The organism is Pseudomonas sp. AC193 (assembly GCF_979258075.1).
Genome location: NZ_OZ409832.1, coordinates 1301313 through 1316048, shown reverse-complemented (window position 1 = coordinate 1316048; position 14736 = coordinate 1301313). Strand labels below are relative to the sequence as shown.

General features: G+C 56.1%; 14 protein-coding genes and 2 pseudogenes. 10 read left to right on the top strand and 6 right to left on the bottom strand.

Annotation, left to right across the window (positions count from 1 at the left end; translation table 11 throughout):
* Positions 1 to 17 precede the first annotated feature (17 nt).
* The 3 genes and pseudogenes from ACZZ0D_RS06190 to ACZZ0D_RS06180 form a co-directional block, all read left to right on the top strand.
* Positions 18 to 266, top strand: a pseudogene (locus ACZZ0D_RS06190) (twin-arginine translocation signal domain-containing protein); the annotation flags it as partial.
* Positions 262 to 675, top strand: a pseudogene (locus ACZZ0D_RS06185) (CopD family protein); the annotation flags it as partial. The pseudogenes ACZZ0D_RS06190 and ACZZ0D_RS06185, both read left to right, overlap by 5 nt.
* 58 nt (positions 676 to 733) lie before the next feature.
* Positions 734 to 1525: a transporter substrate-binding domain-containing protein gene (locus ACZZ0D_RS06180; protein WP_463552694.1), complete on the top strand. Its 792-nt coding sequence runs from the start codon at positions 734 to 736 to the stop codon at positions 1523 to 1525.
* A gap of 150 nt (positions 1526 to 1675) precedes the next feature.
* On the opposite strand, the gene ACZZ0D_RS06175 is transcribed toward ACZZ0D_RS06180, so the two are convergent.
* Positions 1676 to 1891 (bottom strand): hypothetical protein, encoded by a 216-nt coding sequence (locus ACZZ0D_RS06175; protein WP_463552693.1) that lies wholly within the window; start codon positions 1889 to 1891, stop codon positions 1676 to 1678.
* 136 nt (positions 1892 to 2027) lie between these two features.
* Between ACZZ0D_RS06175 and pseH the strand changes: the two genes are divergently transcribed.
* From pseH to dusA, 4 genes are all read left to right on the top strand, one after another.
* A complete protein-coding gene (pseH, locus tag ACZZ0D_RS06170) occupies positions 2028 to 2579 on the top strand; it encodes a UDP-4-amino-4,6-dideoxy-N-acetyl-beta-L-altrosamine N-acetyltransferase (protein ID WP_463552692.1) in 552 nt (183 codons plus the stop codon).
* A 16-nt stretch (positions 2580 to 2595) separates the two neighbouring features.
* Complete coding sequence (locus ACZZ0D_RS06165) at positions 2596 to 2964, top strand: DUF7079 family protein (protein WP_463552691.1); 369 nt, start codon at positions 2596 to 2598, stop codon at positions 2962 to 2964.
* A 40-nt stretch (positions 2965 to 3004) separates the two neighbouring features.
* Positions 3005 to 3367 carry a DUF7079 family protein gene (locus ACZZ0D_RS06160; RefSeq protein ID WP_463552690.1) on the top strand — a complete coding sequence of 121 codons (363 nt, stop codon included), beginning with the start codon at positions 3005 to 3007 and terminating at the stop codon, positions 3365 to 3367.
* 155 nt (positions 3368 to 3522) lie between these two features.
* On the top strand, positions 3523 to 4509 hold the full coding sequence (gene dusA, locus ACZZ0D_RS06155) for a tRNA dihydrouridine(20/20a) synthase DusA (protein WP_463552689.1): 987 nt from the start codon (positions 3523 to 3525) through the stop codon (positions 4507 to 4509).
* Between the two features lie 49 nt (positions 4510 to 4558).
* Here dusA and ACZZ0D_RS06150 read toward each other — a convergent pair whose 3' ends face one another.
* Positions 4559 to 5392: an undecaprenyl-diphosphate phosphatase gene (locus tag ACZZ0D_RS06150; protein WP_053121998.1), complete on the bottom strand. Its 834-nt coding sequence runs from the start codon at positions 5390 to 5392 to the stop codon at positions 4559 to 4561.
* A gap of 572 nt (positions 5393 to 5964) precedes the next feature.
* Between ACZZ0D_RS06150 and ACZZ0D_RS06145 the strand changes: the two genes are divergently transcribed.
* The 3 genes from ACZZ0D_RS06145 (at position 5965) to ACZZ0D_RS06135 (ending at position 9464) form a co-directional block, all read left to right on the top strand.
* On the top strand, positions 5965 to 6702 hold the full coding sequence (locus ACZZ0D_RS06145) for a winged helix-turn-helix domain-containing protein (RefSeq protein ID WP_463552688.1): 738 nt from the start codon (positions 5965 to 5967) through the stop codon (positions 6700 to 6702).
* A gap of 279 nt (positions 6703 to 6981) precedes the next feature.
* The gene (locus tag ACZZ0D_RS06140) at positions 6982 to 7632 is read left to right on the top strand and encodes a winged helix-turn-helix domain-containing protein (protein ID WP_463552687.1); all 651 of its coding nucleotides are present in this window, start codon (positions 6982 to 6984) and stop codon (positions 7630 to 7632) included.
* Positions 7633 to 8069: 437 nt separating this feature from the next.
* The gene (locus ACZZ0D_RS06135; protein WP_212551146.1) at positions 8070 to 9464 is read left to right on the top strand and encodes an undecaprenyl-phosphate glucose phosphotransferase; all 1395 of its coding nucleotides are present in this window, start codon (positions 8070 to 8072) and stop codon (positions 9462 to 9464) included.
* 601 nt (positions 9465 to 10065) lie between these two features.
* On the opposite strand, the gene ACZZ0D_RS06130 is transcribed toward ACZZ0D_RS06135, so the two are convergent.
* Genes ACZZ0D_RS06130 through ACZZ0D_RS06115 form a run of 4 tightly spaced genes read right to left on the bottom strand, consistent with a single transcriptional unit; the run spans position 10066 to position 14692 of the window.
* A complete protein-coding gene (locus tag ACZZ0D_RS06130) occupies positions 10066 to 12144 on the bottom strand; it encodes a YjbH domain-containing protein (protein ID WP_053122006.1) in 2079 nt (692 codons plus the stop codon).
* Positions 12141 to 12902: a capsule biosynthesis GfcC family protein gene (locus ACZZ0D_RS06125; RefSeq protein WP_463552686.1), complete on the bottom strand. Its 762-nt coding sequence runs from the start codon at positions 12900 to 12902 to the stop codon at positions 12141 to 12143. Before ACZZ0D_RS06125 ends, ACZZ0D_RS06130 begins: the two co-directional genes overlap by 4 nt.
* A complete protein-coding gene (locus ACZZ0D_RS06120) occupies positions 12899 to 13564 on the bottom strand; it encodes a YjbF family lipoprotein (RefSeq protein ID WP_463552685.1) in 666 nt (221 codons plus the stop codon). The genes ACZZ0D_RS06125 and ACZZ0D_RS06120 overlap by 4 nt, the downstream gene beginning before the upstream one ends.
* Before the next feature lie 12 nt (positions 13565 to 13576).
* Positions 13577 to 14692, bottom strand: a complete 1116-nt coding sequence (locus tag ACZZ0D_RS06115; RefSeq protein WP_178124222.1) for a polysaccharide biosynthesis/export family protein — start codon at positions 14690 to 14692, stop codon at positions 13577 to 13579.
* Positions 14693 to 14736 lie beyond the last annotated feature (44 nt).

Below are 14736 nucleotides of genomic sequence, written 5' to 3'. Positions count from 1 at the left end.
ACGGGGACTTCCAGCGCATGCCTTCCAACACTTCAAGACGCACCTTCGTCAAAGGCCTCGCAGCCGGCGGTTTGCTCGGCGGCCTCAGCCCGTGGCGCGCGCCGGTCTGGGCGCTGAATGGCCCCGGGCAGATCAATGAGCTGAACGGCAGCGAGTTCGAGCTGTTCATCGGCGAAACCCCGGTCAACTTCACTGGCAGTCCACGCACCGCGATGACCATCAACGGCAGCCTGCCCGGCCCGTTGCTGCGTTGGCGTGAAGTCGATGCTGGCGCTGGTGTTGCTGGCGCGGGGGCTTGTCGATGAAACGCGTATTCGGCTGCTGATGTTTTCAGTGAAGCGCTTTGAATGGGTGGGTGCGGTGATTGTGCTGACGCTGTCGGTGACTGGCGTGGTGAATTACCTGTTTATCGTTGGCCCCAAGCTTAATGAGATCCTGCTCAGCACGTATGGGATATTGCTCACGCTGAAGATTTTACTGTTCGCCGGGATGCTGGTTTTGGCGGCGCTAAACCGCTTCCATTTAGGGCCTTCGCTGGAGCAATCGTTGCGCGACGGCCAGCCTGTCATCGCCGCGAACGCACTCAGACACAGTGTTCTGCTGGAACTGGCGATCGCGCTGCTGATCGTGGCATTGGTGGCGTGGCTGGGCACGCTGAGTCCGGACGCGGGATGACACCCGCGAAAGCCTTTCACTACACTGGGCCACCGTCCCTCTCAGAAGCCCGATCTCAATGACAACACTAAAAAGCACGATGATCTTCTGCAGCCTGCTGAGCCTGGCCGCCGGCGCACAAGCCGAGCAATCCCCTTCGCACCTCGACAGCATCCAGCAACAAGGCCAGTTGCGCGTCTGCACCACCGGCGACTACAAGCCCTACACCTTCAAACGCCCTGACGGCGAATTCGAAGGCATCGACATCGCCATGGCCCGCTCGCTGGCCGACAGCCTCGGCGTCAAAGTCGAATGGGTGCAGACCACCTGGAAAACCCTGATGCCCGACATGCAGGCCGGCAAATGCGACATCGGCATGGGCGGCATTTCGGTAACGCTCGAGCGGCAGAAAAAAGCCTACTTCAGCAACACCCTCGACACCGACGGCAAGATCCCGTTGGTGCGCTGCGCGGAGGTGAGCAAGTACCAAACGGTCGAACAGATCAACCAGCCCAACGTGCGCCTCGTCGAACCCGCCGGCGGCACCAACGAAGCTTTCGTCCACGCCTTCCTGCCCAAGGCGCAACTGGCGTTGCACGACAACGTGACGATCTTCCAGCAACTGCTCGACAACAAGGCCGACGTGATGATCACCGACGCCTCGGAAGCGCTGTATCAGCAGAAACTCAAACCGGGATTGTGCGCGGTGAACCCGCATCAATATATGCAGTACGGCGAGAAGGCTTATTTACTGCCGCGCGATGACATCAGCTGGAAACAGTATGTCGATCAATGGCTGCACCTGAGCAAAGCCACCGGCAAATACCAGCAAACCCTGAGCGAATGGATTGCCGTACCTGCCGTCCAATAACCCTGCGGCTTCACTCAAAACCCTGTGGCGAGGGGATTTATCCCCGTTGGACTGCGCAGCAGTCCCGGCTTCTTATGTCATTAGAAGCAGGGGGCCGCTACGCGACCCTTCGGGGACGATTCCCCTCACCACAAGTTATGTGTTCCCCCATCAATCCTCATGCAACATCCCGGAACTGTACTGATTCAAACTATTGCCAATACTGTTCCCGCCAAACTTCAACGTCGTCGCATTATTACGTCCATTCGGCGACTGACAATCAGTAGAAAAACAACTGGTCGTGGTCAACCCTCCCGCCCCCGAACAAGCACTCAGAACCGACACAACAGCGGCAACCAACAGCACTTTGGCAACATTCAGGCGCATGGCACGATTCCCCTCGGGATGAAAAACGACGATCTTGTGCCAACATCCTAGGCCCGCCCCGCACGCGCTTACATGAAACTTTGCCGATCGACAGCAGCGGTTCAGAATCGACCCTCCGCCCGACAAGGACATCCCCATGCAATTCCTCCCCCTCACGGACGCCAGCCCCGCCATTCAGGCCCACGTCCGCACCCTGCGCAACCAGCCGGACGTGCGCAAATACATGTACACCTCGCACGAAATCAGCGAACAGGAACATGCCAATTGGTTGGCCTCATTGCAGGGCAACCCACGCCAGCAAGTGTTTGTGGTGATCAAGGATGAGCAAGCGGTTGGGGTTGTTTCGTTGAACGCGATCAATGATCTGCAGAAAACGGCGGACTGGGCGTTTTATCTGGATGTTGGTTTGCAGGGTAAGGGGCTGGGCAGTGTGGTCGAATTCTGGATGCTCGATTACGCATTTGGTGTCGCAGGTCTGGAGAAGCTGAATTGCGAAGTGCTGGCGATGAACTCGGCGGTGGTGAAGATGCATCAGAAGTTTGGCTTTGAGGTGGAAGGTGTTCGGCGACAGAACATCCTGCGCGATGGCGCTCGGATCGACGTTGTCCTGCTGGGAATCACCAAAGAGGAATGGCAAAACAAGCGTCCAGCGCTGGCGCCGGTGATCGACCGAATCAGCGCCGTTTAACGCCGGGAGCCGGATTTTGAAACGTGAACTGAGCCCGGACGATCTATACAAAATCAGAGAGGCGTTGTCGTGGATCTTTGTCGACACCGCAGTTGAATTTGCCTACATCGCCAGACAAGTCGAAGGCTACGATCCGGAACAGATCAGAGAGATTTTGTATTCGGAAGTTGCCGTCGTCTGCGCCGGGAATCTTGCAGGGCCATTGCCTCCGATCTGGACGGGGTTTCAAAGCGATGAGTTGAATCGGGATATCGAGGAAATGTTGCTGGCGAAGAACACAAGCTGGATTCGTAAAAAGCGCTATCGCCTACACGTAGCCTGGTTGCGGTTTACCTATAAGGAGGCTTGGAAAGAGCTTTCAGCGCACCTTAAACAATCGGAATGAATCCTTCCAAGGCAACTTTAATTTCCAAATGGGACACTCTATGACGAAGCAACAAAGAGCGGATATTCGCTGGGCGTTGTCAGACGCTTTCGTAGATAACGAAGTCGACTATGCTGCGATCGCACGACAGACGGAAGATTTTGACAAGAATGAAATAAAACGCATCTTATTTGAAGAAGTGGCACCAGTTTGCCACTCCAACCTTGAAAGCACACTCCCTACTTTATGGATTTGCTTCAATAGAGAAGAGCTAGAAAGTGACATTGAAAAAATGCTGTCCACAAAGAGCGAAAACTGGGTACAAAGAAAAACAAATGACATATTAGTCAAGTGGTTGAAATACAAATACAAATACATTTGGCAAGAAATTGAAAAGCAGTACCAACATATTGGTAAATCATGAAAAATCAGTACCAACATATCGGGTGCAAACCCCAATACTCAGCCGATCCGTGTCCACGTCATCAGTGAGGATGACCATGTGACGATACGTAAGCCTCTGCCCCATCCCATACCTGATAAACTCAAACACCTTCGCCCCTCTGATTCAGATTTCCCATGTCTCTAGAACACGCCCCACTCTCCCGCCGCTTCTCCGTCGCCCCGATGATGGATTGGACCGATAGGCATTGCAGATACTTCCTACGACTCCTGTCGAAGAACGCCCTGCTCTACACAGAAATGGTTACCACCGGCGCTCTGCTCAACGGCGATCACGAACGCTTCCTCCGTCACAACGAAGCCGAGCATCCATTGGCGTTGCAACTCGGCGGTAGTGTTCCCCTCGACCTGGCCGCCTGCGCACGCATGGCGCAAGAGCACGGTTACGACGAAGTAAACCTCAACGTCGGCTGCCCAAGCGATCGCGTACAGAACAACATGATCGGCGCCTGCCTGATGGGTCACCCACAGTTGGTGGCGGACTGCGTCAAAGCCATGCGCGACGCGGTGTCAATTCCAGTAACGGTCAAGCACCGCATCGGCATCAATGGTCGCGACAGTTACGCAGAGCTGTGCGATTTCGTCGGCACCGTCCGCGATGCCGGGTGCACGAGTTTTACCGTGCATGCGCGGATTGCGATTCTGGAGGGGTTGTCGCCGAAGGAGAATCGCGACATTCCGCCGTTGCGTTATGACGTGGCGGCGCAGTTGAAGGCGGATTTTCCGGAGTTGGAGATTGTGCTGAACGGCGGGATCAAGACGATGGAGGCTTGCCATGAGCATTTGCAGACGTTCGACGGCGTGATGTTGGGGCGTGAGGCTTATCACAATCCGTATGTGCTGGCGGAGGTGGATCAGCAGTTGTTCGGCAGTTCGGCGCCGGTGATCAGTCGGGCTGAGGCGTTGGCGCAATTGCGTCCTTATATAGCCGAGCATTTGGCGGCCGGCGGCGCGATGCATCACATCACGCGGCATGTGCTGGGCCTGGGCACGGGGTTCCCGGGGGCGCGTAAATTCCGTCAGTTGTTGTCGGTGGATATTCACAAGGCCAAGGATCCGCTGGCGTTGCTGGATCAAGCCGCCGAGTTGCTTGAAGGGCGTTGATGCCCTCCCCCAGTTTCAACCAGGCGGTTTGATCCGCCTGGCTTGACCTTCACCCCGCCGCTGCCGCTGTCCAGTTGACCCAACCAAACGCCCACGTCGCCAGAATCAGTAAACCAAACGCGATCCGATACCACGCGAACGCGGCATAGCTGTGGTTGGCAATAAACTTGAGCAAACCGCGCACGGCGATCATCGCGAAGATGAACGCGGTGACGAAGCCGAGCGCGAACACCGGCAGGTCGTTGGGCTGAAACAAGTCGCGGTATTTGTAGCCGGAATACACGGCGGCGCCGACCATGGTTGGCATGGCGAGGAAGAACGAGAACTCGGTAGCGGCTTTGCGTGACAGGCCGAAGAGCAAGCCGCCGATGATGGTCGAGCCGGAACGCGAGGTGCCGGGAATCATCGCCAGACACTGTACGAAACCGACCTTGAGCGCGTCAGACCAGCGCATGTCGTCGACGTGCTCGACGCTGATCACATGACTGCGTTGTTCGGCCCACAGCATCACCACGCCACCCACCACCAGCGCCACGGCGACGGTAATCGGGTTAAACAGGTAATGATGGATGGTGTCGGCGAACAGCACGCCGAGTACAACGGCGGGTAGAAAGGCGATCAGTAAGTTGACGGTGAAGCGTTGTGCATTGCGCTCAGTGGGCAGGCCTTTGATGATTTCGAAGATCTTTGGCCGAAACTCCCAAACCACGGCAAGAATGGCACCCAGTTGAATAATAATGTTGAACGCCATAGCGCGTTCGCCACCAAAGTCCAGCAAGTCGGCGACGATGATCTGGTGACCGGTACTGGAGATGGGCAAGAACTCGGTCAGGCCTTCTACCGCACCCAATATCAACACCTGGAAAAAAGTCCAGAAATCCATTAATCCTCCGTCAGAGCGCTCGGGTGAGCGACCGGGTAATAACACTCAGGGGTTGAGTATCTGCAATTAAACAATTGGCCAAAATGAAAGATCAAAAGATCGCAGCCTTCGCCAGCTCCTACAATTGAAATGCATTCCTCTGTAGGAGCTGCCGAAGGCTGCGATCTTTTGATCCCGAAAGAATAGGTCTAATGAAATGCCACACTCAAGCCATGTTAGTAATCGTCGGACGACGAACTACGCAGAAAATATTTAGGGGCTGAATGGCAAAAAGTTAGTCCAGCCAATAAAGCGTGATGAATCTCACATTCACGCAGATGGCCAAACAATGGCAATTGGACATTAACAAAGCGATGGCCAGCGATTCAAAATAGTGGCACCATTGCATATCGCCACCATCTAAGCGCTAGTTCACCTACTCGACAAAATCAACTAAAAGCTTGAAAAGCTTAATTATTGTTAGAAAACTCGGGAGCCACGTCTAAAAAGCGCGTGAATGTTACCAATTGTCAGTCACAGATGAGAACCGGTGCTTTAACATCCCGATGTCAGCACTTAATTCGAGTCAATGCATGATGCTCTCTGGGAACTTAGCGACTAGAAGTCCGCGCCCGCAAAACGAAGACCCCGGTGTTCTCACTTTGGGTCGTACCCGTGGCGTGGCCGAACATTTTAGAACGCTGGTGGCCAGGCATGTGCGTAGCGATATGGCACTAGAGGTCGATTCGTACACTTGTTCATTTCAGCAGAATGATTATTCTGGCTATCGCGCCATTTTCCTGGTCATCGACAGCCCTCAGGCCCTCGAAGACAATTTGGCGCTGGTGCAAAGCGTTCGCAGCGACAACTTGAAACCGATCATTTGCGCAGTGATCACTGGGCGCGGCGCCTTCAACAAGATCAAGTATTTTCTGGCCGGCGCTGACTTTTGTATCAAACTCAATACCCTCTCTGAGGACAGCGCCGAGTTGCTTGCCGAGTTCTTCAACAGTGAAGAGTGGCAACGCGATATCAATCTGACACTCGACCCGACGCGCATTTGCCTGATGGGCTCCCGCCAGAAACTTGATATCTCGTTTGCCGAAATGAAGATCCTCGAAGCCTTTGCGCAAACTCATAACCACATTCTGAGCCATGATGAAATTGCCAACATCATGGGCCTCAACCCCAATTTCTACGACCCTCGAGCGCTGGAGAAATCGATCAGCCGCTTGCGTGGAAAAATCAAGGACATGTATGGTACCAACGCGATTCAGAGCATCCGCGGCCATGGCTATCGCCTGCTGCGGGGTCTGATATCGACTGCCTGACTCAAGGGCAGCCATCCCTTTTGCATACGTACGAAGGATCGTCCCATGCAACGCTATCGTTTTATCTGTACTGCACGCCTATTAGAAATCAAGCGACTGAATGAGCGCGACAACACTAACCATAACAATAACTCCATAACATAGCAGCAGATCGAGTGGAACTTATCGAGGGCCATCATTGGGCCCAGACCCTGCCTATCGATTACTTCCGAGGAAGTCATTGCTCGCCTGCCGATTGACCCTTTTTAGCCAATTTTGGTGTGTATTCAGGAGAGAGACATGGAAACTAGTACAACCCTCCCAAGAAAATATTTTGTTGTCGTGACTAATAGCACAACGTCGCAACGTGAACTGGAAAGCATTTTGTCCAGTGAACGCTTCAATTCATTTGGCACGTCTCAGGCACAAATGTTTATTGAAGGTTCAGCTTCGCCCTCTTCCGCCCCGACCGTGATGGAGTTCACATACCCAAGCGTTAGTCGAAAGAACGTCGCACGCACGATTGAATATGACACCCAGAAAATCATCGCCACCCTCGAATCCGAATGGCGAGCCGCGCAAATCGCTAATCCCTTTCAGAGCAATCCATCGGTAACCGGCGAGATAATTCCCGCCAATGCTGACGATACGCCTGGCAACGAAACCTGGCATCTGGACAACGATCAAGGCGCACTGGTCAAAGACGATGTCGAGATCAGTCTCACCGGACTTGAAACAGCACTGGTCAAAAAAATGCTCAGCCATGAAGAACGGGTTGTCAGTCGAGACGAGTTGATTCTGAGCATTGGCCGAGAGCCGGAGCAATATCGCGGACTGGAGATGTGCCTGAGCCGCCTGCAAGACAAGTTCAAAATGGCCAGTAACGGTGAACGACTGTTCCGTGCCGTCAGAAACCGTGGCTATTGCCTCATCCAGGAAGTCGTCGCCTAAACACAGCCGACCGCCCAGACCAGATAAACAGATAAACAGATAAACAGATAAACAGATAAACAGATAAACAGATAAACAGATAAAAGTGCGATTACAAAAACAACAAGAGCACTCTGTTTGGTTTCAACTCCCTCCTTTAATTAACACTCCCTGCCTCCACCCCTCCAACAGTAACAAATACGACATCCTTTATTCACCCCCTGCTATTCGACCTTTTCTAACAATCAGCTTTCAAATATTTAAAAGTTGGCACTGTGCCATCTTGTTAGAACTCGTCAGACACCCTTATCGCCAATAACTTAGTCTATTGACTGACGACAGTTCGACCTATCGGCGTTGTTACCTCAGGACACTCGCTACAACAAAAACAATAAGCCTGTTTAACAACTCGGATTTCAACTGTTGAAACCTGAATGGACGTCTTTTGGGGATATCGTATGGATCTTTCTCTTAGTATTAATCGAAGCACGGGCCTCAAGGGACTGACCTTTTGGGGCCAATGGGCGCTGGCGCAGGGCTTCGTTGTAACGCTGTTGTTCGTACTGGCTGAACAGCACACTGGAAGCGTCGCGTTCTATTACCGGATGTGCGCAACCCTGGCGGTTTTGGCTTCGGTGCCGGCTTATACGTTTAGCGGTGTTTATCGCAAACGCGACAACTACCTGACCGGGTTGGGTCGGTTGTTCATGGGTTGGTCGATGACCATGGCAGCGCTGGCCTGCATCGCGTTTGTCTGCCAGGCCGATGAGTTGTTTTCGCGCCAGGTGATTCTGAGTTGGGCGGTTTACGGCTTCCTCGGTCAGGCGTTTTTGTACGCACCGTTGCATGCGTTTTCGAAGTACTACCAGCGTTCGCGTAAAAGCGAGCACAAGACCCTGATCGTTGGCACTGGCGAACTGGCTCTGGGCTTGGCGAAGAAGCTCAGCCTCTCGGAAAACCTGCCGCTGGTGGGGCTAGTGAGCAACGGCACCCTGCCCGCTCTCGACGCCGATGCACCGCGCGTCGTCGGCGCTCAGGAGCAATTGCTGGAGCTGATCGAAGCACACGATATCCGCCGTTTGTACATCACGCTGCCGCTGTGCGAAGCGGCGCAGATCGAGGCGATGTATGTCGATTTGCTCGGCGCCAACGTCGATGTGGTGTGGGTGCCGGATCTGAACGCGCTGACGCTGCTCAATCACTCGGTGAAAGTCGTGGATGGTTTGCCGGCGATCTACTTGAACGAGAGCCCGCTGACCAGTCGCCCTACCGCTGCGTTGAGCAAAAGTCTGGTTGAAAAAACCGTGGCGTTGCTGGCGATCATCGCGTTGAGCCCGATCCTGCTGATCATCGCTCTGGCGGTAAAGCTCAACTCGCCGGGGCCGGTGTTTTTCAAACAGGATCGCCATGGCTGGAACGGCAAGGTGATCAAGGTCTGGAAATTCCGCTCGATGAGCGTGCACGACGACCGCGAAGTGAAACAGGCCAGCCGTAACGACTCGCGCATTACTGCGGTTGGACGCTTTATTCGCCGCACCTCGCTGGATGAATTGCCGCAGCTGTTCAACGTGCTGCAAGGGCATATGGCACTGGTCGGGCCGCGTCCACATGCAGTGGCACACAACCACTTCTACTCGGGGAAAATCCTCGCGTACATGGCACGCCACCGGATTAAACCGGGGATCACCGGGCTCGCACAAATCAGCGGCTGCCGGGGCGAGACGGACACGATCGACAAAATGCAGAAGCGTGTCGAGATTGACCTGCAGTACATCAACAGCTGGTCGTTGTGGCTGGATCTGAAGATCCTGGTGAAGACACCGTTTACGCTGTTGTCGAAGGATATTTACTGAGGCCGGTTGCGCAAATGCACGGGGACGAAAGTCCCCTTTTTTGTGCCTGGGATTTGGGTTGGAATCGAGATTTTCGGTTCGGCCAATATCCCTTGTGGGAGCGGGCTTGCTCGCGAAAGCGGTGGGTCAGGCAACATCTATGTTGGATGTGCCGACGCCTTCGCGAGCAAGCCCGCTCCCACAGGGGATTTGTGTTGGTCTCGGGATAGCGGGAATGCCACAGATCATTGTAGGAGTGAGCCTGCTCGCGAAAGCGGTGGGTCAGGCAACATCGATGTTGAATGTGCCGACGCCTTCGCGAGCAAGCCCGCTCCCACAGGGGGTTTGTGTTGATCACTGGATAGTGGGAATGCCACAGATCATTGTAGGAGTGAGCCTGCTCGCGAAAGCGGTGGATCAGGCAACATCAATGTTGAATGTGCCGACGCTATCGCGAGCAAGCTCGGCTCCTACAGGGGATTTGTGTTGATCACGGGATAGCGGGAATGCCACAAATCATTGTAGGAGCGGGCTTGCTCGCGAAAGCGGTGGGTCAGGCAACATCAATGTTGAATGTACCGCCGCCTTCGCGAGCAAGCTCTGCTCCTACAAAGATCACGGGTTACTCGGTGATTTTCTCGAAGTTGCGATAGAACATGTCCCCTTCCCGGCTATCCGTCATCGAGTGCAGCTGGAAACTGCGGCTCAGTCGGGCGCCACCGTCTCGGGTCAACGGGGCCCACACCAGGTTGGCGCGGCGCATGGTCGACATGCTCATCATTTCGTCGAACGGGATCGACAGGTACAGGCCTTTGTCGAAGCTACCTTCACCGTATTCGGCGCTGTTGGCCGTGGTGATCGTCGCCCACGCACCAAAGCGCACGCCGTTGAAAAACTCTCGCGAGATATCCACGGTACCGCCCCAATCCCCCGCCAGATAACGACCGACACTGACGGCTGCTAACGTATCAAACGGCAGATCCGTATACCCAGTGATATGCCCGGTCACCACCGAGTAATCACGCAAACCCAAACCCTGATCAAAATCACGCTGGCGCACCCAGTTCAGATCCGCGCCCACCGACCAGCGTTCACCGGTCGGGCGGAACAACACCTCCCCGCCCACACCGGCAAACATCGACTCCAGATAACCGCCGTACACCATGCCGTAGAGGTCTTTATCCAACTGCTCGGCGTGGCTGACCTGGAACAGCGGCATGGTCACATCGGAGGTGGTCAGGTACTGGCGCAAATCCGTGCGCACACGCGGTAATCCGCTCGGTGCGTCGTAGGTGAATTTGTCGAAGTTGTTCGCCAGATTGGCGCTGAGCAGACCGCTCCACCAAGTGTTGCGATTGAAGCGATATTCGGCGTCGGCATCCGCACTGAATTGATAGAGCAAACCATCCGGGCCGCCGACGTTCTGTTTGAAGCCCAGACCGACGCCGTAACTGAAATGCTGCGGCGCTTCGGTGTAGAGGGTTTTCTCGTTGTGCGGCATCGCCGGATTGATCTCGGTGGTGCGGTGCAGCGACTGCAGCGGCTCCTCGTTGTTGATCACTTCGCGGAAGGTCTGGCGCGGCACGCTGGTTTCTTCCAGCGGCAGGTCGTAGCGCTTGTTGACCACGGTGAACCAGTCGATGTCGTCGTTGACGCTGTTATCGAGAATCCGGCTCGCACGCCCGACTGCCTTGGACGAATGGAAGTATCGCTGCTGCTCGCCGTACACGATCAGCTCGGAATCGCGCTGGGCAATGCGCTCGACTTTGTAGCCGGCATTCTGCTGCAAACGCTGCGAGACGTTGGCCCAGTCAACCTGCTCCATCGACGTGGTCGGTGCCTTCGCCGGCAGCGGTTCCGGGGTCGGGTCGTAGGTCTTCGCCGGCGCTTTGCGGCTGACGAAATTGGTGTGAAAAGTCACGCCAAACATCGCCGTATTACCGCGCTCCCACGCCGCGCTGAGGTCGATCGAATCCGTGACTTTGAACACGGCGCCGAGGTTGATCGGCGAGTCCTGTTTGATCTCGTTGTCCTTAGGCTCGTTTTTATAATCGTTGCCTTCGTATTCCAGCTTCAGGCTAAGACGATCCCACGGCGTCTGATAGCTCACACCGCCGAACAGCGAAGGCCGGCCACGGAAGTACGAACCCGCGTTGACGTCACCGGTGCCTTCGGTTTCCGGACGGGTTTTGAAGCGATCACTGGCGAAGCCCAACGGGTTGTCGAAGTCGCCGCGATTACCGATGTAACCCCAGGCGATGCCGGCGCTGAAATCAAAATTGTCGAAGCGTTTGTTGGCGACGAAAAACTCACTGGAGAACAAACCGGTACCGCCGATATCTCGGAAGCCCAGCGCCACTTCCGGCGCCCAGTGGCTCTCCTGCCACAGCCGGACTTTGGCGTCGACCGCCTTATCCTTATAGCTTTGGCTGCCGCTGAGGGCCTCCGAGCCGTAGGGCCGGTTGGTGATCGCGGTGTAGCGAAACGAGCCTTCGAGCCAGTCCAGCGGCTGCAACGAAACGCTGTAGCGGCTGTACGGATCGGTACGGTTGGCGTTGACACTCAACTCGCCGGCCGGGGCCATGCGTGCGGTCGGCGTCTGCCACAGACCGGCGCCGCCGAAGTCATTCTGGGTAATGCGCGGCTCTGCATGAGCCAGACCACAGGGCAATAACAACACAGCTGCAAAACGTAACTTCAACGAACCACCTCGGCCAGCTGCGTGGCAATAAATTCGGCCAACTGCTGATTCAGCTCAGGGATAGGCGGATCAAGATCATCATTTTTCAGCGGCACCAGAATCTTGCTGCCGGCCACGGGAAAGTGCCCGGACTCGCGATTCCAATGCGCAATACCGACGCGCTGCGAAGCGCCGTTGGGCTGGATCAGCCACAGATAATCGGCCTCGGCATCGCTGGAAATCGCACAGCCTTGCAGGTACTCGCGAGCTTCCTGCAACGGCTGATACGGCAAGTGACACGGCGCGTCGACAGCGCCCAGCACTTCCACCTCATCGACGCGTGTCGGGTAGATCAGCCGATCGCCATCGTCGAGACGGATGTTGCGGGCGAAGCCGACTTCCAGCGCCACCGGATCCAGATCGGCAATTTGCCGCCCGGTCACCGGCATTTGTCGAACCTCATCGGCAACACGCTGCGCCAGCGCCGCCCGGCTCGGTCTGTCGAAGAGCAACGCCATGCGCCGCAGCACATCGAGATCGAACAGCACGCCGACCTTCAGCCGCGTCTGTTGCTCAATCAGCGATTGGCGCAGCAAGCCGCCCGCCAGCCAGTAACCTTCGGCATTCGGTACGGCAACGCTGATCACATCGAGCAAACGCCCACCCGCCGGCAACTCGACCGGGCCCGGGTTGGCGACATCGCCGCTGACAATGACGGCGGCCTGACTCGCACCTGCGACCAACAGCAAAAAAGCGGAAAAAACCCTCAGGCGCTTCACGGCAAATGCCTGCGATCAGGGGTCAGTTGCACGAGCTTCACACGCAGTTGCGAAGTGAGTTGCTGCTCGCTCTGCACGATGAAACCGTCACGCGGATCGACCCAATAACGGTTGGTCGCACTGAGACCAATGGCCGGCGCATCAATCTGCTCGTCGACACGCAGCACGGCGTAGTCCTTGTCCAGAATGGTCAGGGTTTCAGTGGCGCGGCGGGTGAAGCGACTGTTGACGATCACCCCCACTTCCTGGCCCTTGTAGAGATCGATCCAGCGCCGCGTGGTGAAACCATCCGGCACTTGATGCAGGCCTCGTTTGAACGGCGAGTTGTCAGCCAGGCGTGTGCCATCGAGATCGCCTTCGAGGCCAAGGCCAATGCTGCGCACGGCGAGGCCATCGCGCAGCAATAACACCTGTTTGCCGGAGGCGACCCAGAACTGCAGATCCTCGCGCTCGCGCACCAGCGCCAAAACGCCGGAGCCGGAGGGCGTGGTCAGTTTGAGTTGCGGGTAATTGACCCCGGCCACTTCGGCGGGCGTCACCTCGACTTCATCCGGGCCGACGACCGCGGCCTTCAAGTTGTTCAGCGATGCGCTCATCAGCGGGTTACAGCCGCACAGCAACGCGGTCGCCATCAGGCAGACGCCGATTTTCAATATTTTCACGGACGGGCGGCCTTATTTGCTGTTGTTGCTGTATTCGCTCCAGTTCTTCGCAGCGGAAGCGCCGGTGCCGACAATCGATGCCGACGGCACCAGTTGGCTGATCAGACGGTTCCAGCGAGTCACGTTGGCAGGGCCGACATACACGACGTCCTGAGGACGCACTTCGAAGTGCGAAGCGAGCGCCATGGCGGTCGGCGATTCAGCTTCGAGTTGATAGATTTTTGCGGGCTCGACATCGAGGTTTTCCACGCCGCGAATGACGTACACCGCGTTGCCGTTGGAGGTGGTCTGGCTCAAGCCGCCGACCGAACCGAGCACGTCGGAAAGGTTCATCGTCGCGGTCTTGAAGCTCAACGCGCGTGGCTGATTGACTTCACCCATCACGTAGATGCGCTTGTTGTCGTTGTACGGCAGATACAACTGATCGCCGCCCTTGAGGTAGACGTTCTGCAACTCGGAATCCGCTTGATTGAGCGAATCCAGATTGAGCGGATACACCCGGCCCTTACGGTTGAGCAGCAGCCCGGACAAGTCGGCATTATTGGTGTCGATGCCGGCAGTGCCCAGCGCCTCGACCACGCTCAGCGGGTTGGTGGAAATCGCTTGTGGGCCAGCCTTGGTGACGGCACCGGTGACCACGACTTTCTGGCTGGCGAAACGCAACACCGCGACATCGACCTGCGGCTCGGCGATGAACGCCGACAGCCGTTGTTCGATGTCCGAGCGCAGTTGCTGGATAGTCCGGCCGGTGGCCTGAACTTCCTTGATAAACGGGTAGTACAGCGTGCCATCGGAGCGCACCAGGCGGCCGTTGGCATCGATCTGTTGTTGCGCGCCGGACGGTGCGGTCAGTTCCGGGTGATCCCACACGGTGATGTACAGCACGTCGTTGTTGCCGATGCGGTATTCCGCGGGCGTCGCCAACAACTCTGCCGGCAGCGACTCACGTTTCTGCGTGGCGCGGTTCATGGCAATCAGCTTGGGCGTGATCGGAATCAGCTCGACCCGGCTGCTTTCACTGGCACCCTGACGCGTGATGTCCTGGGTGCTCAGGTATTGACCGGGGGAAAACATGCAACCTTGCAAAGCGAGACTTGCCAACATTAAAAGATAAACACTACGAGTCATAATGGCACTACGCTATTCAAGGGCGAATCCAAAAACAAAGTCAC

What these genes read in the sequence shown, in the direction of transcription:
- ACZZ0D_RS06140 (WP_463552687.1), top strand. Translation starts at nt 6,982, where the DNA reads ATGGAAACTAGTACAACCCTCCCAAGAAAATATTTTGTTGTCGTGACT.
- ACZZ0D_RS06150 (WP_053121998.1), bottom strand. Translation starts at nt 5,392, where the DNA reads ATGGATTTCTGGACTTTTTTCCAGGTGTTGATATTGGGTGCGGTAGAA.
- dusA (WP_463552689.1), top strand. Translation starts at nt 3,523, where the DNA reads ATGTCTCTAGAACACGCCCCACTCTCCCGCCGCTTCTCCGTCGCCCCG.
- ACZZ0D_RS06160 (WP_463552690.1), top strand. Translation starts at nt 3,005, where the DNA reads ATGACGAAGCAACAAAGAGCGGATATTCGCTGGGCGTTGTCAGACGCT.
- ACZZ0D_RS06115 (WP_178124222.1), bottom strand. Translation starts at nt 14,692, where the DNA reads ATGACTCGTAGTGTTTATCTTTTAATGTTGGCAAGTCTCGCTTTGCAA.
- ACZZ0D_RS06145 (WP_463552688.1), top strand. Translation starts at nt 5,965, where the DNA reads ATGATGCTCTCTGGGAACTTAGCGACTAGAAGTCCGCGCCCGCAAAAC.
- pseH (WP_463552692.1), top strand. Translation starts at nt 2,028, where the DNA reads ATGCAATTCCTCCCCCTCACGGACGCCAGCCCCGCCATTCAGGCCCAC.
- ACZZ0D_RS06175 (WP_463552693.1), bottom strand. Translation starts at nt 1,891, where the DNA reads ATGCGCCTGAATGTTGCCAAAGTGCTGTTGGTTGCCGCTGTTGTGTCG.
- ACZZ0D_RS06180 (WP_463552694.1), top strand. Translation starts at nt 734, where the DNA reads ATGACAACACTAAAAAGCACGATGATCTTCTGCAGCCTGCTGAGCCTG.
- ACZZ0D_RS06135 (WP_212551146.1), top strand. Translation starts at nt 8,070, where the DNA reads ATGGATCTTTCTCTTAGTATTAATCGAAGCACGGGCCTCAAGGGACTG.